This is a genomic window from Bacillus sp. NTK074B (assembly GCF_017303375.1).
GTDB lineage: Bacteria > Bacillota > Bacilli > Bacillales > Bacillaceae_B > Rossellomorea.
On sequence record NZ_JAFKOH010000009.1, the window covers coordinates 178,254 to 203,400 of the forward strand.

Annotated in this window: 22 protein-coding genes, 1 other RNA gene and 1 riboswitch; of the genes, 4 read left to right on the top strand and 19 right to left on the bottom strand. The window is 43.1% G+C overall.

The features are described from left to right. Nucleotides 1-31: 31 nt before the first annotated feature. Nucleotides 32-143, bottom strand: a riboswitch (SAM riboswitch). Nucleotides 144-400: 257 nt separating this feature from the next. Then, nucleotides 401-1,786 (top strand): DUF2254 domain-containing protein, encoded by a 1,386-nt coding sequence (locus JI667_RS16105; protein WP_206856990.1) that lies wholly within the window; start codon nucleotides 401-403, stop codon nucleotides 1,784-1,786. A 239-nt stretch (nucleotides 1,787-2,025) separates the two neighbouring features. Here JI667_RS16105 and aspA read toward each other — a convergent pair whose 3' ends face one another. From aspA to JI667_RS16170, 13 genes are all read right to left on the bottom strand, one after another. Then, entirely contained in the window at nucleotides 2,026-3,456 is a 1,431-nt protein-coding gene (aspA, locus tag JI667_RS16110; protein WP_206856996.1) for an aspartate ammonia-lyase, read from the bottom strand. A 445-nt stretch (nucleotides 3,457-3,901) separates the two neighbouring features. After that, nucleotides 3,902-4,534 (bottom strand): methanogen output domain 1-containing protein, encoded by a 633-nt coding sequence (locus JI667_RS16115; protein WP_206856998.1) that lies wholly within the window; start codon nucleotides 4,532-4,534, stop codon nucleotides 3,902-3,904. Between the two features lie 283 nt (nucleotides 4,535-4,817). Further along, a complete protein-coding gene (gene qoxD / locus JI667_RS16120) occupies nucleotides 4,818-5,114 on the bottom strand; it encodes a cytochrome aa3 quinol oxidase subunit IV (RefSeq protein WP_206857000.1) in 297 nt (98 codons plus the stop codon). Continuing rightward, the gene (gene qoxC / locus JI667_RS16125; RefSeq protein WP_206857004.1) at nucleotides 5,114-5,725 is read right to left on the bottom strand and encodes a cytochrome aa3 quinol oxidase subunit III; all 612 of its coding nucleotides are present in this window, start codon (nucleotides 5,723-5,725) and stop codon (nucleotides 5,114-5,116) included. The genes qoxD and qoxC overlap by 1 nt, the downstream gene beginning before the upstream one ends. Before the next feature lie 2 nt (nucleotides 5,726-5,727). Then, complete coding sequence (gene qoxB, locus JI667_RS16130) at nucleotides 5,728-7,689, bottom strand: cytochrome aa3 quinol oxidase subunit I (protein WP_206857005.1); 1,962 nt, start codon at nucleotides 7,687-7,689, stop codon at nucleotides 5,728-5,730. A 16-nt stretch (nucleotides 7,690-7,705) separates the two neighbouring features. Further along, nucleotides 7,706-8,719, bottom strand: coding sequence for a cytochrome aa3 quinol oxidase subunit II (gene qoxA, locus JI667_RS16135; protein ID WP_206857006.1), 1,014 nt, complete (start codon nucleotides 8,717-8,719; stop codon nucleotides 7,706-7,708). A gap of 374 nt (nucleotides 8,720-9,093) precedes the next feature. Then, complete coding sequence (locus JI667_RS16140) at nucleotides 9,094-10,617, bottom strand: multicopper oxidase family protein (protein ID WP_206857007.1); 1,524 nt, start codon at nucleotides 10,615-10,617, stop codon at nucleotides 9,094-9,096. 51 nt (nucleotides 10,618-10,668) lie between these two features. Beyond that, complete coding sequence (locus JI667_RS22960) at nucleotides 10,669-10,905, bottom strand: SHOCT domain-containing protein (RefSeq protein ID WP_206857009.1); 237 nt, start codon at nucleotides 10,903-10,905, stop codon at nucleotides 10,669-10,671. A gap of 230 nt (nucleotides 10,906-11,135) precedes the next feature. Further along, nucleotides 11,136-11,417, bottom strand: a complete 282-nt coding sequence (locus JI667_RS16150) for a glutaredoxin family protein (protein WP_206857011.1) — start codon at nucleotides 11,415-11,417, stop codon at nucleotides 11,136-11,138. Between the two features lie 28 nt (nucleotides 11,418-11,445). After that, complete coding sequence (locus JI667_RS16155; protein ID WP_206857015.1) at nucleotides 11,446-13,902, bottom strand: heavy metal translocating P-type ATPase; 2,457 nt, start codon at nucleotides 13,900-13,902, stop codon at nucleotides 11,446-11,448. 15 nt (nucleotides 13,903-13,917) lie between these two features. Then, nucleotides 13,918-14,133: a heavy-metal-associated domain-containing protein gene (locus JI667_RS16160; protein WP_034764185.1), complete on the bottom strand. Its 216-nt coding sequence runs from the start codon at nucleotides 14,131-14,133 to the stop codon at nucleotides 13,918-13,920. 23 nt (nucleotides 14,134-14,156) lie between these two features. Then, nucleotides 14,157-14,618, bottom strand: coding sequence for a CopY/TcrY family copper transport repressor (locus tag JI667_RS16165; RefSeq protein ID WP_206857017.1), 462 nt, complete (start codon nucleotides 14,616-14,618; stop codon nucleotides 14,157-14,159). Nucleotides 14,619-14,852: 234 nt separating this feature from the next. After that, nucleotides 14,853-15,443, bottom strand: coding sequence for a YdhK family protein (locus JI667_RS16170; protein ID WP_206857019.1), 591 nt, complete (start codon nucleotides 15,441-15,443; stop codon nucleotides 14,853-14,855). Nucleotides 15,444-15,649: 206 nt separating this feature from the next. Between JI667_RS16170 and JI667_RS16175 the strand changes: the two genes are divergently transcribed. Together JI667_RS16175 and JI667_RS16180 are read left to right on the top strand one after the other, a co-directional pair. Then, entirely contained in the window at nucleotides 15,650-17,011 is a 1,362-nt protein-coding gene (locus JI667_RS16175; RefSeq protein WP_206857021.1) for a sensor histidine kinase, read from the top strand. Nucleotides 17,012-17,028: 17 nt separating this feature from the next. Then, complete coding sequence (locus JI667_RS16180; RefSeq protein ID WP_206857022.1) at nucleotides 17,029-17,715, top strand: response regulator transcription factor; 687 nt, start codon at nucleotides 17,029-17,031, stop codon at nucleotides 17,713-17,715. Between the two features lie 51 nt (nucleotides 17,716-17,766). Here the strand turns inward: JI667_RS16180 and JI667_RS16185 are convergent, their stop codons facing one another. Further along, nucleotides 17,767-18,093, bottom strand: a complete 327-nt coding sequence (locus JI667_RS16185; protein ID WP_060672600.1) for a four-helix bundle copper-binding protein — start codon at nucleotides 18,091-18,093, stop codon at nucleotides 17,767-17,769. A gap of 217 nt (nucleotides 18,094-18,310) precedes the next feature. After that, the gene (locus JI667_RS16190; RefSeq protein WP_206857024.1) at nucleotides 18,311-19,492 is read right to left on the bottom strand and encodes a permease; all 1,182 of its coding nucleotides are present in this window, start codon (nucleotides 19,490-19,492) and stop codon (nucleotides 18,311-18,313) included. A 150-nt stretch (nucleotides 19,493-19,642) separates the two neighbouring features. Here JI667_RS16190 and JI667_RS16195 point away from each other — a divergent pair, with 150 nt between their 5' ends. Beyond that, nucleotides 19,643-19,954 (top strand): LAGLIDADG family homing endonuclease, encoded by a 312-nt coding sequence (locus JI667_RS16195; protein ID WP_244668354.1) that lies wholly within the window; start codon nucleotides 19,643-19,645, stop codon nucleotides 19,952-19,954. Between the two features lie 524 nt (nucleotides 19,955-20,478). On the opposite strand, the gene ssrA is transcribed toward JI667_RS16195, so the two are convergent. The 4 genes from ssrA to JI667_RS16215 all read right to left on the bottom strand — a co-directional run bounded on the left by ssrA (nucleotide 20,479) and on the right by JI667_RS16215 (nucleotide 24,680). Next, nucleotides 20,479-20,819, bottom strand: a transfer-messenger RNA (tmRNA) gene (gene ssrA / locus JI667_RS16200). Nucleotides 20,820-20,975: 156 nt separating this feature from the next. Further along, nucleotides 20,976-21,446 carry an SsrA-binding protein SmpB gene (gene smpB, locus JI667_RS16205; protein WP_206857028.1) on the bottom strand — a complete coding sequence of 157 codons (471 nt, stop codon included), beginning with the start codon at nucleotides 21,444-21,446 and terminating at the stop codon, nucleotides 20,976-20,978. Between the two features lie 117 nt (nucleotides 21,447-21,563). After that, entirely contained in the window at nucleotides 21,564-23,906 is a 2,343-nt protein-coding gene (rnr, locus tag JI667_RS16210) for a ribonuclease R (protein ID WP_206857038.1), read from the bottom strand. 27 nt (nucleotides 23,907-23,933) lie between these two features. Continuing rightward, the gene (locus JI667_RS16215) at nucleotides 23,934-24,680 is read right to left on the bottom strand and encodes an alpha/beta hydrolase (protein WP_206857040.1); all 747 of its coding nucleotides are present in this window, start codon (nucleotides 24,678-24,680) and stop codon (nucleotides 23,934-23,936) included. Nucleotides 24,681-25,147: the final 467 nt, after the last annotated feature.

The following is a 25,147-nucleotide window of genomic DNA, read 5'->3' on the forward strand; positions in this document are numbered from 1 at the left end:
GTAAGAAGAGGGCTTAGTGTATATGCTCCTCCCCTTATCTTCCAGATTCACATTTGAATCTGTAGGAATTGGCACCTTTACAGACTGATCCTGCAGGTTGCCGGGCTTCATCGGGCCTATCCCTCCGCCGCTCTTGATAAGAGATATAACGTTTCGTTTTCACGTGATATTTGAGTATGAATTGGATTATATAGGGGATTCTTTCCTTCGTCAATACTATTTTCGGTATTTTTCAAAAATTCTTTCTAATGTCGTAGATACTGGAATTTCCAATTGGTTTACTTTGATTTCCTCTGAAAAATCCAACTCCTATCAATCTATTTTTTATAATCAGGTTTTAACCGACACTGGCAGGGAAAACTAATCCATATCCATTTACTAGAAAGGAACCGTTTCAATCATGATGAAAAAAATGCTTCCTCTTTCCATCCAGAAATATTTGCTCATGTCAAAACGTCAGCGCATGCATGAAATCCGGCTGACCATATGGTATATGCCTTTCTTATACATATGTCTAGCTGTACTGCTGGTAGCCTTTACCCTTTACCTGGATCTCTCATTGGAAATCTCCCAGTATACGTTCGATCTATTGAGCATGGATGCCTCTGTGACCAGAATCCTGGTGAGCACCCTCATCGGTGGCGTTCTGACGCTCAGTGCCTTTACACTTAATTCCCTCTTAGTCGTGTTGACGACGTTCAGTGGGCAGTTTTCTCCAAGAATGCTTTTGGATTTCATATCGGACAAGCAGACGCAGCACGCCCTCGGTATATTTAATGGCAGTTTCGTTTATGTCCTCCTTCTCTTTCTGTTTATCGGTAGTTCAAAGAAGGAGATGTTTGTCGCTGCACCCATGATGACGATCTTCCTGGCCTTTCTTTCAGCCGTCACTTTCATCTTCTTCATTAATCATGTATCAACTTGGATGCAGGTCCATAACATCACGTATAATATGAAACAGGTTTCTGAAGTGATGATCCATCAAACGCTGAAGAAAGATTTAGAAGCACACCGCACCACAGAAGATGGGGACCTCATGGAGGAAGAGAAAAAGAACATTGTCCATGTGAAAGCTAAACACTCCGGATATATTCAATTAGTAGATTTCCAGGGAATGATTCAACTCGCACAGAAAGAGAATCTTGTCCTTCAGCTTCATTATAAGGTGGGAGATTATGTACTCGCCGGAAATGAAATACTGAGCTTATGGGGGCCGGATACAGATAATATCCTCACTGATTCCTACCTTCCATTCCTCGAAATGGGCCATAAAGAGACGGAAATTCAAGACCTCCAAATGGGGATCCACAAATTGGCAGAGGTTGCGATAAAATCCCTGGGGAATGACGACCCCAAAACGGCTTCTAATACGATCGACCAGATGGCCGATCTGATGTTGACAGTGGAGGATCAATTATCCTTCACACCCTATTTAATTGATCAACAGGATCGAATCCGGGTCATCCTTCAGTCAGAACCGTTTGATTATTATCTCTATCGTGGATTTGGTTATATTCGACACTATGCAAAAGACAATCACTTAATCATAACGGAAATCGTACGAGCACTGGCTCTTTTAGCAGAATCCATTCAACCTTCCAAACATAAAGCTCTTTGGGAGTTTGCCTGTAATACCATCGATCATATCGAAAGAGAGGTCATATATGAATTAGATAAGACCTTCCTTCTTCAAGAAGTTCATAAACTTGCACGTCTCACTGGACATCTGGAAGAGTATGTAGGTATTGAGAACAAATTCTACCCTTTCGCCAATGAAAATGCATAGTCATGTATGCCACCGAGAAAAAATGATTTATTGTTTCTAATCTGGAGGACCCATTAAGTCCTGAACAAGAGGCAGGGATATAACACAATCCATTCACGTTAATGACGAACAATCTTCTCAGATCACTTGTAATGAAGAGCAATAAAAAATCCGAACGAATTCGAATTTCATGAAGAAATTCGGAAAATCGTTCGGATTTTTCTTCGGCTAAAACAAATTTGTTCCAGCCTCTTTCCTTCTTATTCACGATCAAACAGAATGCGGCCTGCAATCCCCGGATTCGTCATTTCATAAGGGTTCAGGATCAGATCCAGCTCTTCCTCTGATAGAACATCATATTCTAAACAAAGTTCTCTTACGGATTTCCCCTTTAAAATGGCTTCCCTAGCGATCCTGGATACGACTTCATATCCCAGGTGGGGGTTAACCGCCGTGATGATCCCCACACTGTTTTCCACATATTCCTTCATACGTGTCTCATTCGCTTCAATACCAACCAGACAGTTGTCCGTAAAGCTTCTGAACGCATTGTTCATGATACTGATGGATTGAAGGAGATTGAATACGAGTACTGGTTCCATCACGTTCAATTCAAGTTGGCCGGCTTCCGATGCCAATGAGATGGTTTGGTCATTCCCCATGACCTGGAAGGCTACCTGATTGATCAGTTCCGGCATGACCGGATTTACTTTACCCGGCATAATGGAAGAACCCGGTTGTCTGGATGGAAGTGAAATTTCACCAAGGCCCGCCCGGGGACCGGAAGCCATCAAACGAAGGTCGTTGGCGATTTTCGACATGTTCGTCATACACACTTTCAATGCAGCCGAAACTTCTGTGTAAGCGTCGGTATTCTGTGTAGCATCTACCAGATGTTCAGCCCCGGTTAAAGGTAGCCCGCTGATTTCAGCCAGGTGCTTGACAACACTCTTGATATATACAGGATCCGCATTTAATCCAGTGCCTACTGCGGTAGCCCCCATATTCACTTCATAGAGATGTTCCCGGGTGCGTCCGATACGTTTGATATCACGCTCCACTACTCTGCTATACGCTTCAAACTCTTGTCCAAGACGGATCGGAACCGCATCCTGCAGATGGGTACGGCCCATTTTAATGACGTGGTCGAACTCCTGGGCTTTTTGTTTATAAGCTTTCAACATATGTTCCATGGTGTCCAGAAGCTTATCTAGCAACTTCAGGGTGGAAATATGGATGACTGTCGGAAATACATCATTGGTCGACTGTGACATATTCACGTGGCTGTTCGGACTTACTTTCCCGTACTCTCCTTTGCGATGGGACATGATCTCCAGAGCACGATTGGCAATGACCTCATTGGCGTTCATGTTGATGGACGTACCAGCCCCACCTTGAATCGGATCGACGATGAAGAATTCATGAAGCTTCCCTTGAAGAATCTCATCCGATGCCTGGACAATGGCTTGCCCGATTCCGTCATAAAGACGTGTGGTTTCCATATTGGCAAGTGCTGCCGCTTTCTTTACCACTGCCAGGGCATCGATCATTTCTTTATGAATTTTATAGCCTGTGACGGGAAAATTCTCCACAGCTCTCAGCGTTTGTATTCCATAGTATACCTCTTCAGGTACTTCTTTTTCCCCGAGGAAATCTTTTTCTATTCTAAATCCACTCGTGACGTTTATCATTTCTCTACTCCCCATATTTGGATTAGCTCTCTAATTGATGATTCTATCAATTAGAGTCAAAGTAGGCAACGATTTAGAGATAAAACCCATTAATTTCAAAGGTTATAAAAGGCTGTTTTGATAAATGTTGTTGTTATTCCGATACAGACTATGATTTGGGGATGCTCTGTCATTTAGGGTGTGGTGCAGGAGGGTGAAGGGAACGGCTTCGATTTCCAGAAACCTTCGGCCGAGCCTAAACCCCCGCGGAAAATCAACCACCGCCCGCTACATCCAAAAGCCACAATGTATACGAAAATAGCCTTATAGAAAAGCGCTTTTACTTTCCACCTGAAGTTTCATTCACCAAATGAGATACATGCATAGAAATAATCATTGGCAAAAAAATGCGCCTCGTGTAATGTCCCGAGGCGCACTGTATCTTAAGAATTTGTTACCTATCAATCTATCCTTTATGCTTTACTTGCTCCCGTAACTCTTCCAACTCACCTACAAGTTTCATGACAAGATCATCACTTTGCCTCAACTGCTCGTTAAGTAAACGAATGGTTTCTTCTTCCCATTCAAACGGATTACCGTGATCAGGGGTATAGCTTAAATCTTGATACACATCACCGTCTTCCCCCACCGTTTCACGGAAGTATACGGCTATCTCACAACCGGGATCCCCCATGGCAATCCTCTTTCTTAAAACCACTTTCGAGTAACCGAATTTACGTGACGCAATCCCACCAAGCACACTCGACGTCATATTGCATAAATGAGGAGCGTCTTGAACAGCTTCACCAAACGGACATCCTTCCGCCTTCACCACTACATGATCAGGATGGACTTCTGATATATAGAAGTGTCCACCAATTGAATTCTTTAAATCAACAATGACTTCGGCATAGCGGTCAACCGTCCATTCTTCATCTTTTCCCCCATACACCCTCTCAATCCATTCTCCTGTCCTAAGACCAATTTGACGTATATATTCATCTGCCGTTTTACCTACCGTCTTTTGATGGATATGGGCATATTGAGTAATGAGCTTACTTAAAAAAAGCGTACCTGTTAATGCAGTTCCCGTTTTCATTTTCCCACCCCTTCATTTTACCTATGGTATAAGACTCAATGTAATGCCATGTTTTTTTATCATTAAAATGTTTCTCTGTTTTTTTGAATTCGGAATTATTACCATACAGTATAACACCTACAGAACGAAAACTCTCTATTTCTTGAACTTTATTCCTTATCAAATGTTCGATATAGGATCGAATCTACCTTTCCTTAGGAAGGAATAGAGCATAATAGGTTCAGAAAAGCACCTAAAAAAAAGAAGCTGATGAGAATGAATTCCCACCAGCTTCCTATCTCTATTAATGCATATTGCTCAATACCCAGACAGAACCGGCTACGATCACAATCGCGATGAATGCGGCTGACATCATTTTTCCGACCTGCCATCTGCCTTCACCTTCGTTTACGTGCATGAACATGAAGAGCTGGATCGCGGCCTGGATGAAAGCCAGGACGAATACGATCGCTACGATCAATTCATATGCCAGATTCGTGTAAAGTCCAAACCATACGGCTAGGAACGTTAACGCAATCGAAAGAATAAAACCAATGATCTGAGTCCAAGGCAATCCACTATGATTCGTATGTTGTGACATTATCCCACCATCCCTAATAAGTACACGCTTGTGAACACGAAGATCCAGACAAAGTCCAGGAAGTGCCAGTACAAGCTTGATACAAATAGTTTTTTAGCGGTATCAGGATTCAATCCCCGCTGTTTCACTTGGAACATGACGAGAATGATCCATAGAATCCCGACGGATACGTGGAGACCATGCGTCCCGGTCAGTAAATAGAAGGATGACCAGAATGCATTTGTACCCATGGCTGCTCCTTCATGAATCAAATGGACAAATTCCGTGATTTCCATGTATAGAAATCCTAATCCGAACAGTAATGTGATGATCAGCCAAACCATCATGGATTTGACGTTTCTTTTTCTTAATTCATTTATTGATAAACCAGACGTGAAACTACTGATTAACAGTAGCAGCGTCATGATGATCGTATTCTTCATATCAAACACTTCACTTGGAAGCGGGCCACCCATCGTACCGGCTTTCAGAGCGAAGAACGTTGCGAAAATCGTGGCGAACAATGCGATTTCCGCACCAAGGAAAACCCAGAATCCGAAGATGTTCAATTTACCGATATCGGATTGATATTCTAGTGGCGTGTTTGGATCTATATTCGTACTATGTGCCATGCTCACGCCTCCCTCTTATACGGATTTTCAGTCTTTTCGATTTCTTCCACACTTACATAATAGCCTTCATCCTGTTTGTGGGACATCATAGAACGGAATGCCATGCATCCGAAGATCCCGACAAGTGCAGCAATGGCCATCCAGAACAGTTCAAACACTAAACCAAATCCTGCAACAAAGAACAGTGCGGACATGATGAAAGGTGTCCCTGCATTACTTGGCATATGAATCGGTTGGTATTCAAAGTTATCAGGAATCATTTTTCTTCCTTCTCGCTTCATATCATAAAATGCATCATGACTCTTCACTTCAGGTACATGTGCAAAGTTGTAGTGAGGGGGAATTGCTGAACTTGTTGCCCATTCCAGCGTACGTCCATCCCACGCGTCACCTGTTGTTTCTCTCTCGGCAAAACGATAGCTGTAATAGATACCATAAACGAGCACCATGAATCCTACTCCCATTCCGAAAGCTCCGACAGAAGAGATCATATTCAATGCTGTCCAGCCATCTTCAGGACCGTACGTGTATACACGCCTTGGCATACCTGCAAATCCTAATACAAACTGCGGTAAGAAACAAAGATTGAATCCGATGGAGAATAACCAGAAAGCCCATCGTCCAATTCGTTCATTCATCTTATGACCGAACATCTTAGGGTACCAGTAGGCAAGTCCTGCGAAGCAGGCGAACACAACACCGGCAATCAATGTGTAATGGAAGTGAGCAACCAGGAAGTAGTTATTATGATATTGGAAGTCAGCCGCAGCCATTCCAAGCATCACTCCTGTCACCCCACCAATAAGGAATGTAGGGATGAACGCTACTGACCATAACATCGGTACAGTAAATTCGATTTTACCCTTGAACAGAGTACCCAACCAGTTGAATATCTTGATCCCCGTCGGTATGGCAATGGCCATCGTTGAAATCGAGAATACGCTGTTCACTGCTGCGCTTCCACCCATTGTAAAGAAGTGATGGACCCACACAACGAAACTTAATCCGGAAATCGCTACTAGTGAGATAATCATAGATTTATAGCCAAATAGTGTTTTTCTTGCAAATGTCGCAATGATTTCCGAAAAAATACCGAAAGCCGGCAATATAACGATATATACCTCCGGGTGTCCCCAGAGCCAGAAGAGGTTTGACCATAGCATCGGGTTACCGCCATCTGTAAGTGTAAAGAAGTGGGAACCGAATAAACGGTCAAATGTCATCAATGCTAATGTGACAGTCAAAATCGGGAAAGCGAATACGATAATGAATGCCGTGATCAACGTTGTCCATGTGAACATCGGCATGCGAAGAAGCGTCATGCCAGGTGCGCGCATCTTAATGATGGTGACGACAAAGTTGATACCCGTCAGTAACGTACCGATACCCGATATCTGTAAGCCCAGCAGGTAATAGTTGATACCCGGTCCAGGACTACCTTCAATGGCAAGAGGTGCGTAGTTCGTCCAACCTGCATTCGGTGATCCCCCGAATACGAATGAAATATTGAAAAGGATCGCCCCGAACATGAATGACCAGAAGCTTAAGTTATTCAAATAAGGAAATGCTACGTCCCTTGCACCGATTTGCAAAGGAACGACAACATTCATCAATCCAAGTAAGAACGGCATCGCCATGAACAGGATCATGATCGTACCGTGAGTCGTAAAGATTTCATTGTAGTGCTCGGATGTCAAAAATGAATTATCCGGCACCGTCAATTGTGCCCTCATCAAGAGTGCATCTACCCCTCCGCGGAAGAGCATGACAAGTGCGGCCAGGATATACATAATCCCGATTTTTTTATGATCAACGCTTGTGATCCAATCGTTCCACAACCATTTCCACTTTTTAAAGTAAGTGAGGACTGCAACGATTCCGATTACGGTGAAGGCGATCGAAATGTTGGCTCCTATGATCAACGGATCGTTGAGGATCAAATTATCCTTAATAAACTCAAACATTTAAATTCCTCCTCTCTTAGTGCTCATGACTGCCATGATCTTCATGGTCGCCTTCTTTTTTCTTGCTATCTTGGTCCATGTCTTCATGACCTTCCATGTCCATATGCTCGTGACTGGACATAGCATCTTTATCTGCCCCGTCAATCGTAGTATCAAGCCCATACTTCTGGCGGATCGCCATGGCATACTCTGAATTCTTACCATGATCGACGAATGCTAAGTGAGTAGATGAAAAAGTCATCTTATCAACCGTTTCAGGAAGCATCAGTTTTTCATACGTATCTTCCGTCAATTTTGGTTCGTTCGATTGAGCATCTTTTACCCATTCTTCATATTTGCCTTGTTTCATGGCAACAAAATCAAACGTCTGGTGCGTCATTCCTTCACCTGTGAAATTTGAATTCCTTCCATCATACGTACCCGGTTCATCAGCCTGCAAATATAAATCATTGACCATACCAGGCATTCCATAAATCTGCCCGCCGATTTGCGGTACCCAGAATGAAGCCATGGAGTCTGCCGCTGTTACTTTAAATAGAATCGGGTGATCTTCAGGAACATTCACATAGTTGACCGTTTCAATTCCTTCTTCAGGATAGCTGAAGATCCATTTCCAATCGACTGCCGTCGCGTGGATGACGATCGGATCCTTATGAGAAGTCGCTTCCGGCGCGTCCCTTAATTCATAAAGGGCCTTTGTATTGGGAATGGATAATGCGATGACGATCAGGACGGGAATGAGTGTCCAAATGATCTCAAGGAATGTACTTCCGTGCATATCCGGCTTGTAGTCACTATTCTTCTTGCTGCTTCGATACTTCAACAAGATAATCGTAAAAAAACCAAGAACAACAACCATAATGGCAATCATATAGTATATCGATAACATAATCAGATCTTTTTGGACGGCTCCGACCGGTCCTTTGGGATCAAGGATGATTAACTCGCTATCGGTACTGAATATAATGATGAAAAATAACGAAATAAGACTTATTAAAACAATTAAATACGGTTTGAATTTATTAAACAAAAGAAATCACCTTCCTTTATGTAGAATTTACTCTCGTAGACCTATACTATCAAATTCTCTAAACACGTACCCTTCATAACTGCATTTTTAAACAGATTTTCGAAATTTCGACGCATTTTATTCACAGAACGGTAACAATGTTGGAAAGAATTGCTCTAGGGACAAAAAAATAACTCTCAACGTTATCTGAGAATAACGTTGAGAGCGTTTTATAGGTTGATTATTTAGAATATTAATAATCATCACTCATGAAATGTGAGAAGATCTTAAATTTTTTTCTGATTAGCATTATGCTAATAAAACATTCTTTATATATATATCTGTATCCTCATGAACGTTTTATTCCTCTCTTGTGGTAAATACTAATGATTGATTCAGTTAGGCTGATTCTCCTCTTGTCCGCCTAACTCAAACGGGGAATATACTCCTTCATAATCAACGATCGTCACCATTCCCCTGGCAGCATGATTGTTATCATGGCAATGGAATAACCATTCTCCCACATTATCGGCTTTAAAATAAATCACGTATTCCTCGCCTGGTTTCACATGAATCAAGTCTTTGACTATTGGTCTTTCAAATTCTTTTCCGTTCTTGGATTCCACCTGGAAACGATGACCATGAAGGTGCATGGGATGATTCATCCTGCCTTTATTTCTTAATGTGACTTTTACGATGTCCCCTTCTTGCACCTTGATAGGCGGTGTATCGGGAAAGGTCTTATCGTTAATTTGAAAGGACATGCCTTCTCCCATTGACATGCCCATGCTTAGATCCATGTCATAGGTAACATCGGGGTCAGGGGTTTTGTCGAAAATTAGTTCTTCACTCCCATATGAAATTCCTTTCGCAGTACCTGCTTCCCCTGCAAGTGACGCTTCTTGATCGGAATGAGTCTCATTCGAAACAACTGGCAGAATCATGTCTTCTGCGTGGTCTATATTCTGTTCCTGACCAATGAATACCGTATCTTGATCGGGCTTCGTAAATGCCACATCCACTCTTTCGCCAGGGGCAATTTCCAGAACATTGGTGTTTCTATCTTCAGAGACCACTCTTTCTGCATCATTCTCAATAACTTTCATGGATCCCTCAGGAAAAACCAACCGATGAACCTGGTATCCTGCATTCACGAATCTCAATCTTGCTTTTTCACCTGCTTCCATCACGAGGGGTTCAATGGCCTTTCCTGATTTTCCGTTCACGGTAAAGGTATCATACATTTGTTTCGTATCTGCTTCACCGTCCCCGGACATGGCTCCCTTCATCATTCCTCCCATATTGGTGATGTCCTCTTTTTCTTGATTTACTGCCCACTCATCGAGGATGAAGACTTCATCCTTCTTATAGTCTTTTTCCTTTTCTTCCACAATGAACGATCCATATAAGCCTTTGTCGACCTGTACGGAGCTTTGTTGATGGGAATGATACCAATACGTACCCGCATCATTTGCTATGAATTGGTAAGTAAAACTTTCCCCGGGCTGAACAGCATCTTGAGTCAAACCTGGGATCCCGTCCATTTTATTTGGCAGCAGGACGCCGTGCCAGTGAATGGTGACCGGTACATCAAGCTCGTTCTTAAGCTTAACTTGTACAAAATCTCCTTCCGTCACACGAATGGATTTTCCAGGAACCGTCCCATTATAAGTCCAAGCATCCACTTTTTTACCTTCACTAATCTGCCACTCCGTATCCTGAACCGTTAATTCAAATTTTTTTACATCACGGTCACCTTTTTCTTGTGCGCTTACGTCTAATATACTCGTCTCTCCGTCCGTCACTCCCTTGGGCAATGCCATTTCCCCATTTTTATACCAGGGTGATTGAAGAAACACGATCACCCCGATTGCCACTAATAACGTAATGAGTATGCTTCCAATCATTTTTCTTTTCATCGCTGCCTCTCCTAACCGTTTGTCGTACCAACCAGTCTTGCATGTAGGTTATTACTCTTGGATTTTCCGTTTAAGTCGTTCGTATTCTTCTTCCGTTATTTCCCCTTTTGCCAATCGGTCCTTTAATAAACTCAATGAATGACGATTTGCATTGTCCGTCGGGTTGTTCTCTTTCGGCGTCTTGGCCCTCATCATCCAGATGAATACCCCCACAATCGCTACGATCAATAGGATAAAAAGAAAGCCGGTTCCAAAAAATCCGCCGCTCATTCCTCCACCATTCATCATATAATCATCTCCTTTATGTTTTTTATTTTCTTATACCCAATGCGGTATTTTATAAAACAAAACCTCACTTCTATTGCAGCATTTTGGGGACACCTGCACTATTCCCCATAAATGTGCAGATTTAATGAAGAAAGCAACAAAAAAACAAATCAGAAATGTCGTTGATCATCTACACATTTCTGATTTGTTTATAGCAGCCCTCTGCGTCATGATGAGCTGTTTTAATGAAGTTATTTCAATCCTAATAATTGCTTGATTTCTTCTTTATTGTTCTCAAAACCAATCAAATTCTTTACGACTCTTTTTTTACCGAATATACCTTTTTTATAGAAAGCAAAGGAAGGAACGATTCTGGAGCCGGATATTTCCTGGAGTTCCTTTTCGAACCTTTCATCTTCTCCTACGTTCTTATGGACATACTTGATGTTCTGCCCATTCAGGTATTCTTTAGCAGCTTGACAATCGGAACAGGTGGGTCTGGTGTAAAGCTCTAATTCAAGGTCATGACTCATGGTATTCGAAAGCTCCTTTCGTCAAGAACTACGTTTCTGATGGTTTGAATCCTCTCAGGCGCAGAGCGTTCAGCAACACGGATACTGAACTGAAGCTCATGGCTGCACCAGCGATCATTGGATTCAGTAAAGGTCCGCCGAACAAATACAGGATTCCCATGGCAATAGGTATGCCGAGGATGTTATAGCCAAAGGCCCAGAAAAGGTTCTGTTTAATGTTCCGTATGGTTGCTTTACTCAATTCAACGGCTGTCGGTACGTCCATTAGATCACTTCTCATGAGGACGATGTCTGCCGACTCCATGGCCACGTCCGTACCGGAGCCGATGGCGATTCCGATATCCGCTTGTGCAAGTGCCGGAGCGTCATTGATCCCGTCCCCGACCATGGCCACTTTCCTGCCTTCTTCCTGAAGCTTCTTGACTTCATTTGCTTTGTCTTCAGGCAGTACTTCACTCAGTACGCGGTCGATCCCTACTTCTCTTGCGATCGCTTCCGCTGTCCGCTTATTGTCTCCCGTGATCATAGCCACTTGGAGCCCCATCCTGTGAAGCTTTTCAATGGCTTTGAAACTCGTTTCCTTCACCGTATCAGCAACGGCGATGATGCCCGCAATCTCTTCTTCGACGGCGATATACATGGGCGTTTTCCCCTCGGCTGCCAAGCGATCCGAAACTTCCGCCAGTTCACCGACATCGACATCATTTTCGTCCATCAGCTTGCGGTTTCCGAGCAGGAGATCGTCTCCTTCGACCGTCACTTCAATTCCCTGTCCGGTTATGGCGTCAAAGAAGTCGGTCTTTCGCAAGGTGAGTCCTCTCTCCTCTGCCTCCCGGACAATCGCTTCTCCAAGAGGATGTTCTGATCCCTTTTCAGCTGAAGCGGCAAGTATCAGGAGATCTTCTTCTGAAATGGATTCCGAGGTTACGATATCTGTCACCACAGGCTTTCCTTCCGTGATGGTGCCGGTTTTGTCAAACACGATGGTGTCGATTTTATGTGTTGTTTCAAGGGCACCACCGCTTTTAATCAATACGCCATTTTCCGCGCCTTTCCCCGTACCCACCATAATGGCGGTAGGTGTCGCGAGTCCCAGCGCACAAGGACAGGCGATGACAAGAATCGAAATCGTGATCGTAAAGGCGAAGAGACCTGACTCACCTGCTATATACCAGGCGAGACCGGATAGGATGGAAAGGACGATGACGATCGGAACAAAATAACCTGAAATGACATCGGCCATTTTGGCAATTGGTGCCTTTGACCCCTGGGCATCTTCGACCAGCTTAATGATCTGGGATAGTGCCGTATCTTTTCCTACTTTAGTAGCCTCGTATCGGATGGTTCCATTTTTGTTGATGCTCGCACCGATGACGTTTGAGCCACTGGTCTTCTCTACAGGGATGCTTTCCCCTGTCAGCATCGCTTCATCGACGGATGTTTTTCCTTCTAGCACCACTCCATCCACCGGTATCTTCTCACCGGGTTTCACGATGATGATATCCCCGACTTCCACTTCTTCTACCGATATTTCGGTGTCTGCTCCTTCTCTTACGACAGTGGCGGTTTTAGGGGCAAGCCCCATCAGCTTCTTGATTGCTTCAGACGTTTTCCCTTTCGAAAGGGCCTCGAAATATTTCCCTAATGTAATGAGGGTGAGGATGACGGCTGCCGATTCAAAATAAAGGTTCTGCGCATACCGTTCACTGCCTGCTATGATCATGACGCTTGCAAACAAACTATAGAAAAACGCTGCCCCCGTTCCGAGGGCCACCAATGAATCCATATTCGGATGGCGTTTGGAAAGCGTCTTAAATCCTACGGTGAAAAATGGCTTCCCCATCGCAACGACAGGAATGGTAAGCACAAGTTGTATCAACGCAAATCCAGATGGGTTCACCATCGGATCGATTGCATCAGGGAGCGGCATGCCGAACATATGCCCCATGGAAACCAGGAGCAAGGGAACGGTGAAGACGGCTGAAACCCAGAAGCGTTTCCACATGGTCTTGATGTGCTCCTCTTTCTTATCCCTGTCTTCGTCCACTGATTGTTCGACATCAGTGTCCTCATGTACCCCGTATCCAGCGTCGGAAACCGCTCCCTTGATATCAGCCACGGTAACGACGGTGGGATCGTACTCAATGACCATTTTCTCTGTAGCCATATTGACCGTCGAATCCTTGACGCCATCGAGCCTCCTTGTTGCCTTTTCGACCGATTGCACACAGGAAGCGCACGTCATGCCTGTCACGCTGAATGTCTTTTTCTCCATTTCTGTAACTGCTCTATAACCTGCATCATCCACTGCTTTCTTGATTTCTTCAAGTGAGAGCTCATTTTCATCATAGGTTATATTCAATTTCTCCGTCGCAAGATTTACGCTTGCTTGTTGAACACCAGCCAGTTTCTTCGTTGCTTTCTCAACAGCCAGTGAACAAGAGGCACATGTCATTCCTTCAATGTTAAATGTTTTTTCCGTCATTGTGCTAACCACCTTTTATTTTGCAGGTTCTGTTTGATATCCCGCATCAGACACAGCTTTACTTAAACTGTCTGGTGATTGCTTTGATTCGTCAAACTTCACCTTAGCCGCACCATTCTCGAGATCAACTTTGGCTTTTTCTACTCCGTCCAATTCATTCAGAACCGTCTCTACTTTTTTTACACAATTCCCACATGTCATTCCAGATACGTTTAATAATGTCTTTTCCATTGAATAAAACACTCCTTTAATTTTTAATGATGGCAGTTCATGCCGTGATCCTTTTTACAGGTACACTGTCCTGGTACGCAATTACATGCGATCTCATCGACAGCATCTTTTTTCTTGGTTTGTAGAACTTGTTCAAGAAGGGCGATATCATCATGGCTCAGCGTTGCCTCTCCAATCAAGTCGGCAATCGTCCTCCCCACAGCCCGGCTGCATATATGGGTGAATAATCCTGCCTTCAGTGTTTTGAGGCTTTCTTCCTCACTGACTCCCGGCCTGTAAATGAACCGGTTGCCGATTTTTTCGGTCGTCAGCATCCCTTTTTTGACCAGGCGCCCAATAAAGGTTTTCGTCGTTGCCGGTTTCCACTCTTTCTTTTCCTGAAGGACAGCACTTATTTCCTTACTGGTCACTTCTTTGAGCGTCCAGACAACTCTCATCACTTCCCACTCAGAATCCGTGATTTCCGGTTTTTCTTCTTTGGGCAAGTTTATCCCTCCTTTTCGTTTACATTTGTAATCGATTTATATTTATAGTTTACAACTGTAATCGATTTTAGTCAACAGAATTGATTCGACTAAATGTAAAAATGGCCTGTTGCACTTGATCCCTGTTTTTTATTCTGTACCACTGGTGATATTCTATAAACCGTCAATCTCAAACAAAGAAGGAAAGTGATTGTGTAAAAAAGAGATGACCTATTTCGGACATCTCTCCCTTCTTTATTCAACTGGTGATAATTCGTTTTCAGTTACCCATTTATGATTCTTGACTACACTCCCACCTGTAGTAGGTGTGTAATCTATCATATAAACCGTCATCTTCTCAGCGGAGTCAATGGTAGCCGTTGCCCCCTTCATCCCCTTCATATGATTAGCATTCAAGACAACCTCTTCTCCAGGTTTATAAGGTTTCTCACCAAAGTCCTTCAGTTCTTCATGTATGACCCATTTATGATCCTTCACTTTCTCTCCACCAGTGGTTGGTGTATAGGTAACGGTATAAACAACCGTGTCGTAAGCACCTGTAATGGTTGCTTCTGCACCCTTCATCCCTTTCATATGATCAACCTTCATGATGGCTTTGCTTCCTACTTCAAATTTAGGGCTTGTTGATTCTTTCAATCCCTCCGGCATCTCTTCCGAACCTGAGTGATTCATGTCACCATGTTCCATACCATCCATTTCTTCCGACTTCTCTGTATCTTTGTCACTTTTAGCTTTATTCTCAGATTGATCATTTGAACAAGCACTCAACATGAGAAACAGAGCTGTAACGATAATTAGGAACCATTTTCTTCTACGTTGTTTCATAGGTAGTACCTCCCCGAGTCATTTTAATTAAAATTTTACCCAGCAAATATGCAAATTATATGGAGAACAAACATTTTCAAGACAGCTTTTTTAGGGTATCGTATGAGTACTCAATGAAGCGAATTTAAGTAGAAGGGAGAATGTGCATACTTTTTTCATATTTTTCCCCTAAACTAAACAAAGAATATATAAATGAGGTTGCCGATGTGAATAAGATTTCAATCAAGTTAGCTGCTTACTTTACGATCGCCGTATTCATCATGGAAGGTTTATTAATGTTATACCTCCATGACAATATTATTGATGTCCGGATTCAGGAGGAATTTCAATCCATCCTTTCCCGGGGGAACAGCCACCGGGATGTATTAGAGGATCGTTATTCAACTACTACCTTGCATCATATTGCGCTCATGGAATCAAAAACCGAAACCGAAGTGGTGATTACTGATAAAAATCATCACGTTATTATCAGTTCGAAGAAATTAACAAAAGGAATGAGAGAACTCATTGATGAGAGCCCCCAATCTTTGCCCCGGGAAGGAAGGATGATTGAATCAAATTGGAAAGACATGAATTATTTAGCTACGGTTACGGCTTTTGAGAAAGATGGCAACGAAGGCTATGTTTTTATGTTTAAAAGCGCCTCTCCATTACGGAACTTAATCAGTAAACTAAATGGACACTTTCTTCTTGCAGGAATCATGAGTCTCATCATATTAGCCGGTATCCATTTCCTTCTATCCAAAAGGTTGACAAGGCCACTCATTAGAATGAAGCAAGCCACTGAAGAATTGAGCAAAGGGAATTTCGAGGTCAAGCTACCCCACCTGGGGAAAGATGAACTAGGGGAACTGGCAACATCCATCAAAACTCTAGCCAATGATTTAGAGACCATTCAACACGACCGATCTGAATTTCTGGCCACTATTTCCCACGAGCTGAGAACCCCGTTGACGTATGTTCTTGGATATACGAATGTTTCTCTTCGCGACGAAATTCCGGAATCTGAACGAAAAGAGTATTTAACGATCATACAGGAAGAATCAAAGACCATTGTCACATTAATCGATAACCTATTTGAACTTGCCAAGATTGATGAGAATAACTTTTCCATTCAACTGGAAGAGATACAATCATCCCCATACTTCCATAAAATCATTAAAAAGATCACTCCTGCTTTTAAAGGTCGGGACATGGATTTAATCCTTTCTGTCAAGGACCCTTTTTCATTCCATGCAGATCCGATCCGCCTGGAACAAATCATCATGAATCTATTGGATAACTCCTTGAAATATTCAAAGGCGGGTTCAACCACTACGGTCATCGTCCGACAACATGGAACTGGCAAGTTGGCCCTTACAATCAACGATCAAGGCATCGGGATTCCAGCCGATGAGCTTCCCAAGGTATTTAACAGGTTACACCGGGTAGAGAAATCACGTTCAAGGGACTTTGGAGGTTCCGGTCTCGGTTTATCCATCGTAAAGGAGCTCGTGGAAGCCCACGGTGGAAACATCTCAATCGAAAGTGAACCGGAAAAGGGGACATCAATCAATATCATCATGTAATGCCTGGAGGTTGAACGATGAACACCATTTTATTAATAGACGACGAAACAAAGATGTTGAATCTATTGGAACTTTATCTCGCTCCTCACGATTATTCGTGTATAAAGAAGAATAATGGCTATGATGGCATTCAATATATGAAAAAACATCCCGTAGACCTAATTATTTTAGACATCATGATGCCGGAATTGAATGGCTTTCATACTTGTGAAAAGGTCAGGAAGTTTTCCACTGTTCCCATCATCATGTTGACTGCCAGGGGGGAAAAGGATGACATCGTGAAGGGGTTAAATGCAGGGGCTGATGACTATATTACCAAGCCTTTTGACGAAGATGAACTTGTTGCACGGGTAAATGCCCTATTAAGAAGAAAAACCTGTTATGAGCAACTAGAAGATTCGGAACAACTAACCAGGGGTGGCTTCACATTGGATGGGCATACCTACACGTTAAAGTATGAAAATCAAATTCTTTCCTTAACCTTAAAGGAATACAATATCCTGCATTCCCTGATGAAAAATACTGACCGCGTATATACCAGGGAGCAACTCCTTCTGATGGTGTGGGATATCAATTCCAAAACCGACATCAGAACCGTCGATTCACATATCAGGAATCTGAGGGATAAATTAAAAAAAGCAGGATTCCCAATCGAGAATCACTTGAAGACGATTTGGGGCATTGGGTACCAGTGGAAAATATAAACGTATATAAAAAGAAGTGGAGACTAATGGATGGTCCCCACTTCTTTCTGATTACGCGATTTTCTTACATTCTTCTGCACAATTGAAGCAGGCATCGGCACATTTCTGGCAGTGATCATGATCATGTTTCTTACATTCTTCCCCGCATGTTTCACAAATTTTCGCACACACCTGTGCGAGTTCCGCTGCAAATGGTGTTCCCCTTACCAAGGATTGTTCTAAGTATGCACATATATCCGCACATTCACGGTCCAAACGGATACACTCTTTCATCATGTTAATATCCTCTTCTTGTAAACAAGAATCGAAACAGTGGTTACAGGCTTCCATACACTCGTGTAGTGCTTTGATGGCAGATTGATACTTTTCATGTGACATTTTATCTTCCTCCTTAAGATTGTTTGTTACTACAACATTCCTTTATCCAGTTAGAATGGCATTAAACGGAAAAATTACTTTTTTCTTCGTTTGATCAGCTTTATTTTGATTTGCATAGAATCTGCACAAACACAGGGTAAACATAGAGAATTTAACGTAAGGACGAATGGTAAAAGGGATGTTCCATAACGCTGGGACATCCCTTTGTGCGACCCTATTAAAAAATGAAGAAGATGGTTCCTACTATTAAATAAAGTAAGCATAAATAAGTCACAACCGTCTTGAACTTTGAATCCCCCTCCATCATCATCATGTGCGAGTGGGCATCGGATTGTTTAAATAATTTGTTTAAGTAGATGGACACACCGGCCACCACCACGAAGACGATATTCAACCAGAATGTATAATCAATCTTAAAGGGATCTTCATTCATGACCTGCTTGGCATCTTCAGGGAGAAGTCCCATGGCTGTGAAGCCGTAATGCATGCCAAGTGATGTTAAAATAATGGATACGTAAAAGACTCCCGCAATATATAAGGCCGTTTTTAATCCATAATATTTTTTATGAACCGCAATAATTGGCGGTACGACTAAATCTGAATAAATGAATGCCATAATCCCAGCGAATGCCACCCCACTGGATGCAAGTATGGTGGAAATCGGAATATTCCCCATCGACCCGATGAAGGTCAACATCGCCACCAACGGCCCTATAAGGGCATTCTCCAATACCTTTAAGAATGAGTCCGGGTGATCTGCGAGAAAGAAGCTTTTCCACGTGTCTTCCGATACAAAGGTTGCCATCATCCCGGCAATCGTAAATCCGATCGTGATTTCTTTCCATACCATCTTCCAGTTCATGACGAACTCATGACCGACCTGAAGCCAGCCTTCTTTAGACCTTATCTTCTTTTTCCAATCGAACTCCTCATTTTCATCATCCTCATCCTCTACATGCTCTCTTGCTTCTTCCACTAGTTTTTTCGGGAAAGTGAGTTTCACTAACACCCACGTAACCAAAATCAGTATAATACCGCCGACCATTTCGGCCACAACGAACTGCCAACCAAGAAAGATATAAATAAGAATCCCCAATTCAATCACCAGATTGGTAGACGCAAACAAAAAGGCAAGGGTCGGAATGAAATGTGCACCTTTTTTAAATAAGTTCCTGCCTGCCGCCAGTGCCGCAAATGAACAGGATGAACTGATCGCCCCAAACAGCGAGGATAACCCAACCGACTTCAAGCTGGCATTCCCCATATACTTCACCATTTTATCCTTTTGGACAAATGCCTGAATCATGGAGCTAATCAAATACCCCAGTACAAAGGCCCACCCTGATTTCCAGAAGTACCCCAGGGAGGTATTGGCTGATTCGCCGATTAAATCTAACAAAGAATCATCTCCTTTTTTAAGTAGGTGTTTATACAATACCCGTTAAATGTGCAAATATGATGCAAATAGGAAATTTACGTTGGTTAGAAATTATTTAAAAAGAGGAATAGTACAACTGATATATAAATTATCAAATAGGAGTTGTTTAGCATGGAGGATTGGGAAGCAGCTTATCTAGCTGGGATTATTGATGGAGAGGTTTCCATTACATTAACACGCATGCATGACATAGAACATAGACGCCCTTGCATTACTGTCGCCTCTACTGATTATGAACTTTTAGAATATCTTCAAATACTAACAAACGGTCAAATCACCAAAAAGAAAAACTACCATCCAGATCGTCACCTTAATTCATTCACACTCTCTATCAAGGCTAAGAATCAAGTTCTGTATATATTAATTAGTTTTCCCATTCCTAAGAGTTCACAAGAAGAAGAAAAGAGCATCCTGGATTCTTGATCATTATGATCGAGTTACAGTTAGAAACGGAAAGTATAGTACGGATAAGTTAAAAACAGAGGAATTTTTCAAATTATAAAATTTATTAAGAAGTCATTTCCCTCTATAATAGCACTAAAAAACCATGTCTATGCCAATCAGCAAAAACATGGTTACACGTGTGTTAGTTAAGAGGATAACCTTCAAAAGTCCTCATATGGTTGTATAAAATAAAAACCACCAAATATGTATTTGGTGGAGACGGTGGGACGTGCACTTCCATGCTTTCGACATGGCACTGACTATATCTTGAACCTTGTAGTTTCAGGTCCTTTGGCGTATTATGCGAAATGTAAATTTATCTACTGAGAGACAGGATTCCGCATCCTAGTACTACCGTTATCCGGCAGCCTATAAGTCGATACACGGCTGTTGGATTGCTCCACATACCGCTCGGCATTGCCTTATCACACTGGGTGTGACTTAGGTTTCACCGATAAAGCCAAATTTTCACTTATGTGTTACCACATAAGGCGACTATGAACTAATCGAACCCACGTCCAGAAACATCGCCACTTAAGCGTCTACGAGCGTAGTCGATATATTCGCAAGTTCGCTACAGCTTCTGCCTATCGACGGGCGTCCGTGCAGCTAGTCTGATTGGTCTCTTCCTTTGTCCTCAGACGGTGGACTCCGGCGTAGCCTACTAAGAGTGAGTCCCTTACCCTACCACATAGGCGATGGAGGGAGGAACAGCTAAAGTGCTATTACGCAGCTAAAGCTAGGTTATTGTTAGTTTTGCCAGTTATTATTGGCTTTGGCGTTTTAACGTAGACGACCCCTACGGCTCGCGACCTAAGCTCGAACTATCCCTGTCGAATCCGTAACGTCCCCATGATAGAAAGGGAAGAACGGGAAAGAATAAGTTCAGCGTGTAAGTCACTTATTCAATTGTCCTTACTGCCGCAATATCCTTGCGACATATACTAGTATAACAAATCCTGAGATAATTGCAAATGGCATATTCCGGAAAACGGTACGGCTACATCCCTTTTTGGCGCTGGGCAAGCTCACGCTGAATGGAACGATTCGCTTCTTTACGCTTCAAATCTTCGCGTTTATCGTACTTCTTCTTACCACGGGCCAGCCCGATCAGAAGCTTCGCCACACCATTTTTGATGTACAGCTTTAAAGGAACGATCGAGTAGCCTGCTTCATTGGAATCCCCGATCAGTTTATTGATTTGCTTTTTGTGAAGCAGTAATTTACGTGTTCTGAGTGGTTCATGATTGAATCGATTTCCCTGCTCATATGGGCTGATGTGCATATTGTGCACGAAGATTTCACCGTTTTGAACACGGGCGAAGGAGTCCTTCAAATTCACGCGTCCGCCGCGGATCGCTTTGATTTCCGTCCCTTGAAGGACAAGTCCCGCTTCATATGTTTCTTCTACGGCATAGTCATGCCTCGCTTTTTTATTTTGGGCAATAAGCTTGCCTTCTCCCTTTGGCATTGGAATCCCCCTAGTCGTCGCTTGTCTACTCATTATTATCTCATATTTTAAAGAAAAATTGTATCGTTACACTCTGAAAAGAAAAGGAGCAAAGGTTGTCCCGTTGCTCCCAGACTGTTACTTCTTCTTTTTACGCTTGCTTCTCGGTGCATTTTCAAAATGTTTCTTATTCGTTTTTTTCTTTTTATTATTTTTAGGAGGTCTCGTTGACCATTCCCCGTCCTTTTTACGGGATGACGAACGATCCGATTTCTCACGGTTCGATTTCCCTTTCTCCGATGAGAATGTGCGGGTGCGGCCTTCGCGTTCCTTGCGAGTACCCTTCATCCCGACAATTTCAAAGTCGATGGCACGCTCATCTTTGTTGACGCTCACGACACGAACGGTAATTTCGTCACCGATCCGGAATACATTCGCAGTCCTTTCGCCGATCATGGCAAGATGGCGCTCGTCGAACCGGTAGTAATCATCGGTCATGTAACTTACGTGAACAAGACCTTCAATGGTGTTCGGCAGTTCGACAAACAGCCCGAAATTCGTCACGGAACTGATGATACCGTCGTATTCCTCTCCCACTTTGTCTTCCATATACTCTGCTTTCTTCAGCTCATCGGTCTCACGCTCCGCATCCACTGCACGGCGCTCGCGGCTGGATGTATGTTCAGCGATATGGCCCATTTGCGCACCCCATTTTTCACGGGTGGCCTGATCAATTTTCCCTTCAATCAAATACGTTCTGATCAGACGATGAACGATCAAGTCAGGATAACGACGGATCGGTGAGGTGAAATGAGTATAAAATTCTGTCGCAAGACCAAAGTGACCCAGGCTTTCAGGATCATATTTTGCCTGCTGCATGGAACGAAGCATCATCGTCGAAACGACCATCTCCTCCGGCTCTCCCTGTACGTCCTCGACAATTTCCTGTAGGGCACGGGGATGGATCGAGTTGGCTGTCCCTTTTACGATCAAGCCGAAATTGGTGATGAACTCAAAGAAACGCTGAAGCTTATCTTCTTTCGGATCTTCGTGGATACGATAGATGAACGGTACTTCCATCCAGTGGAAATGCTCGGCCACCGTTTCATTTGCAACCAGCATGAATTCTTCAATCAACTTTTCAGCCACTGAACGTTCCCGCAGGACAACTTCCGTCGGTGCACCTTCTTCATCCACAAGCACTTTCGCTTCTTTAAAATCAAAGTCAATGGCTCCACGCTTCATCCGTTTTGTACGAAGAACCTGTGCGAGATCCTCCATTTCCTCGAACATCGGAACCAGCGGCTCGTACTTTTTGCGAAGCTCTTCGTCTTTATCGACAAGGATCTTGTTTACATCGGAATACGTCATTCGTTCCGTCGTTTTAATGACGCTCTGGAAAATCTCGTGTTTCACGACATCGCCATCAGGTGAAATTTCCATATCACAGGAAAGAGTCAAACGATCCACTTTGGGATTCAATGAGCAGATTCCGTTTGATAATCGGTGAGGGATCATCGGGATGACACGGTCTACGAGATATACAGACGTTCCTCTGTCAAATGCCTCCTGGTCGATCGGGGAACTTTCATTCACATAGTAGGTGACATCTGCGATATGTACTCCGAGCTTATAGTTCCCATTGTCCAGTTTTGTGACCGTTACGGCATCATCAAGATCCTTTGCGTCTGCGCCATCGATTGTGACGATGGTCTGATCACGCAGATCTTTCCGGTTTGGAATTTCCGATTCATCGATTTCACTCGGCACCTTATTCGCCTGATCCATGACCTCTTCTGGAAATTCAATATCAATTCCATGCTTATGGATGATAGATAGGATATCGACTCCCGGATCATTTTTGTGGCCGAGGATTTCAATCACTTCTCCCTCGGCACTCTTGCGTCCTTCCGGATATGAGGTTAATTTCACCACAACCTTGTGTCCTTCGGCTGCACCCAATTGGGCAGATTTCGGAATGAAGATGTCGCTCGCAAACTTCTTATCATCGGGAATCACGAATCCGAAATGCTTACTTTCCGTAAACGTACCTACCATTTGATCCACACCGCGTTCAACGATTCGGACGATGGTCCCTTCTCTTCTTGATCCTGAAGATGACGTTGAAACTCTGACCAACACGATATCACCATGCATAGCGTTATTGGTTTCGTTCGGAGGGATGAAGACATCGTCCATTCCGGATTCTTCCGGTATGACAAACGCAAATCCTTTTGCATGAGCGGATACTTTCCCTCTGACCAGATTCATTTTTTCAGGCAGGCCGTAGCGATTGCTTCTTGTGCGTACGACGAGGCCCTTTTCTTCCATCACGACAAGCGCTTTGACAAAATCCTTGAAGTTCGTTGATCCTTCAATTCCGAATGCCTCTTCAAGCTCCTGTACCGTCAATGGTTTGTATGCTTCTTCCTTCATATAGGAAAGGAGCCTATCCACATGCTCTTTAATGTTTTCGTCCATGACAATCCCTCCTGATCATCGAATTCATCAAACCGTCCAATCCAATTTCTCCAAGAAATGGTAGACGTCTTCATGAAGCTGTTCTTTTTCTTTATCTAATGTAATGACGTGACCGGACTCTTCGTACCACTTGATTTCTTTCTCATCGGATTCCACATTATCATAGATGATATTGGCAGAATCCGTATTGATCATGTGGTCATGCCTTGCCTGTACCACAAACGTCGGTGAATAAATCATATCCACGTTTTCACGCACATCTGCAATCAATTCCTGCAGTGCCTTCAATGTATTCATCGGCGTTTTCTTGAACTCTTCTATTTCTTTTTCAATTTGATCTTCCGGTTTTCCTTCAAATTTTTTAAATTCACGGGCGTAGTCCACAACCCCCTGATACATGATTTCTTCACTTTTTATATACATCGGCGCACACATAGGGACAATACCCTTTACAGGTACAGTGTAACCTAATTTAAGAGAAAATACCCCTCCCAGTGATAGGCCGGCAACAGCTATTTCTTCGTATCCCCTGCTCTTTAAATGCTCGTACCCTTCCATGACATCCTCCCACCAGTCAACAGGTCCGGTATGAACCAATTCTTCTGGTGGAACACCATGTCCTTTATAGTGTGGGGCATGTGTTGAATAACCTTTCTTTTCTAAGAAGCGCCCAAGCATCCGGACGTCAGCCGAGTTGCCGGTAAATCCATGGAGCAGCAATACGGCTCTTGGACCCGCTTCGAATGTAAATGGTTTTGGTAATACAGTTTTCATCTTTATGACTCCTTTTATCTCATTTTAAACAAACGTTTGATTAAGGGCGAGAAACCTTGATTTAACAGGCTCCATTCTATTAAACAGTTGTTTAAACGTTTTTATTAAGTACTCTGATTTTCTGTGGTTTTTTGTTAAACAAACGTTTGAATAAGAATGACGGAAGCATGATATTACACGCTTCGTATAGTTAAACGATCGTTTAGTCCACTCTTCATCCTTATTTTTAGCAAACATTGGTCTGACAATCCAATATTTCGCTTGAAAAAGTCTATATTTCATAATCCTACATACTAATAGTGAGTGCTGGTTGATTTCCGCTCCAGTTGCTCGCTTTCCGCGGGGGGTGAGTTGAGCCTCCTCGGGGTTTGCCCTGTGGGGTCTCAACTTTCCCGCTTTTCCCGCAGGAGCTATTCCTGTGAGGTGAGAATTCATCTATTGCATAAAAAAAGACCCTCCGTTATGAT